2 protein-coding genes are annotated in these 801 nt (G+C 68.0%); both read right to left on the bottom strand.

Annotated features, from left to right (window positions below):
* Nucleotides 1-305 (bottom strand): hypothetical protein (locus tag KY501_RS52870; protein ID WP_224373257.1); only part of this gene is annotated, 305 nt, incomplete at its 3' end.
* A gap of 13 nt (nt 306-318) precedes the next feature.
* A partial coding sequence (locus KY501_RS52865; RefSeq protein WP_224373256.1) for a transglycosylase SLT domain-containing protein occupies nt 319-801 on the bottom strand: 483 nt, incomplete at its 5' end.

Here is an 801-nt window from a genome sequence, read left to right as displayed (position 1 = left end):
GAGCGGTTCCAGGGGTACCAGGTCCAAACCCGGAGGGTTCCTGTCCCTGTGAGGCTCTGCCCGAGCTCCGCGCAGATCTCCAGGGAGGCGCCCTCGTAGGGGGTGCTCAGGCTCATTCCCTTCGGCGTCGTCGCCGTGAACTCCGACGGGATTGGAGCCCAGGACCTGGCGCACAGGCCCGAACTGCAGGGCTGCGTCTCAAAGTAGTACCGCGCGGGGCACCCGGAGCTGCATGGGAGCACCGTCTGCGCCCCAGCTGCAGTTGCCAGCAACGACGCCACCACCACCACCATCCCCATCTTCATAGCTGCTCCTGTCTCAGCCCTGTTGAGCTGCCTTCTTGAGCCTCTCGAGGCGGCGGAGCACTCCATCGGGGTAGCTCTCACCAGAGGGCGTGTGCGTCGTCACGGAACCGGGGTCCTTCCCGGCGGCCAGCGCCGCCTTCACGCGGCCAGCACCCCCGTTGTAGGCGGACACGCCAGCGCGAACGTTGCCACCCATGGCCTTCAGTGCGTCGGCGAGGATCCGACCCGCCTTGGTGGCGTTGGTTTCAAAATCCCACCACCTCGACGACGCGATCCAGGCGCCCCAGGTTCTGTCGTCGATCTGTCCGACGCCGTGCCCATGCCCCTTGTCACCCTTGCCAGCGGGGCCGGGAGGGGTGAGCGTCGCGCCGAAGTTGCTCTCTTGCTCGAGCACGGCCGCCAGCAGCAGCGCGTCCACTCCGGAGGCCTTCGCGGCCTTGCTGATGGCTCGAGCGTACTGCCGGGCGTGCGAGGGAAGGGCTCGCGTGAGGGCAGC

The organism is Hyalangium versicolor, from assembly GCF_020103695.1.
Taxonomy (GTDB): Bacteria; Myxococcota; Myxococcia; order Myxococcales; family Myxococcaceae; genus Hyalangium; species Hyalangium versicolor.
This window is presented reverse-complemented; position numbering and strand designations above follow the sequence as displayed.